The sequence below is a fragment of the Rhodococcus sp. MPR-R1B genome (assembly GCF_058793255.1).
Genome location: NZ_JBXAFO010000080.1, coordinates 1 through 1474, shown reverse-complemented (window position 1 = coordinate 1474; position 1474 = coordinate 1). Strand labels below are relative to the sequence as shown.

The 1474-nt window shown below is 60.8% G+C and carries 1 protein-coding gene; it reads left to right on the top strand.

Annotated elements, in window-relative coordinates:
- The coding region (locus tag AC1Q61_RS32715) for a condensation domain-containing protein (RefSeq protein ID WP_462414333.1) at positions 1-1474 on the top strand (1474 nt) is incomplete at both ends.

Below are 1474 nucleotides of genomic sequence, written 5' to 3'. Positions count from 1 at the left end.
TGCGGCGTTGACTGCGCAGGTGCGTCCGGTTCGGGTTCCGTTGTCGTTGGCGCAGCAGCGCATGTGGTTCCTCAACCGATTCGACACCGATTCTGCTGTCAACAATGTCCCTGTTGCCGTTCGGCTCACGGGTGCGCTCGATCTGGCGGCCCTGAATTCGGCAGTTCACGACGTTATCGGCCGCCACGAGGTTCTGCGCACGGTCTACCCCGAGGTCGACGGCGTCGGCTACCAGAAGATCTGCTCGGTAGAAGATGTCTCGATCGATCTCGGCGCAGAACGCGTCACAGACGACCGAATCCAGGCGGAGCTGTATTCGTTCTTCGCCCAGGGCTTCGATGTCACTGTCGAGGTTCCGTTGCGCGCCAAGCTTTTTCAGGTCGCCGATGACGACTTCGTGTTGTCGTTCGTGATGCATCACATCTCGACCGACGGCTTCTCGATGGGCCCGTTGACCCGCGACGTCATGACCGCCTACTACGCCCGAACCAACGGCCAGGCTCCGACCTGGACGCCGTTGCAGGTGCAGTACGCCGACTATTCGTTGTGGCAGCGTGAGGTTCTCGGGTCCGAGGACGATCCGCAGTCCATGATCGCGAAGCAGATTGCGTTCTGGTCGGATGCGTTGGCTGATCTTCCGGAGCAGTTGGATCTGCCTGGTGATCGTCCGCGTCCCGAGATTGCTTCAGGGCGCGGCGCCAATCACAGTTTCACCATCGAACCGCAGCTGTGGTCTGAGCTGGACGAACTGGCCAAGGCAACGAACGCAACTCCGTTCATGGTTGTTCACTCGGCTCTGGCGGTGCTGTTGGCACGACTGTCCGCGACGACCGACATTGCGATCGGTGCCCCGATCGCGGGTCGTGGTGAAGCCGAGCTCGATGACGTGATCGGTATGTTCGTCAATACCTTGGTGCTGCGTACCGAGGTTGATCCGTCGATGTCGTTTGCCGAGTTGTTGGCGTCGGCGCGTGAGGTGGATTTGCAGGCGTTCGCGCATGCGGATGTTCCGTTCGAGCGTGTGGTGGAGGTTCTCGATCCGGTTCGTTCGCAGGCTCGTCATCCGTTGTTCCAGGTGGCGTTGACGTTCCAGAACCTTGGACAGAGTGCTCTCGAACTGCCCGGACTCACCGCCGCTGCTGTGGAATTCGACGCAGCACTGGCCAAGTTCGATCTGCAATTCACACTTGAAGACGTCGCTGACGCCGGTATGTCCGGCACCCTGACCTACGCGACGGATCTGTTCGACGCGTCGACAGCGGCCGAGTTCGCTGATCGGTTCGTGTCCGTCCTCCGTGGCGTTGTCGCGAATCCGGCCGCTGCCGTTGGCGACGTGGATGTTATGAGCGCCAGTGAGTTGGATCGCGTTCTGTCATGGAGCGACACGGGTGTCGACAGTGGTGTGGATTCGACGTTGTCGGCGTGGTTCGATGATGCTGCTGCGCGGTTTGGTGATCGGGTTGCGGTGCGGTTC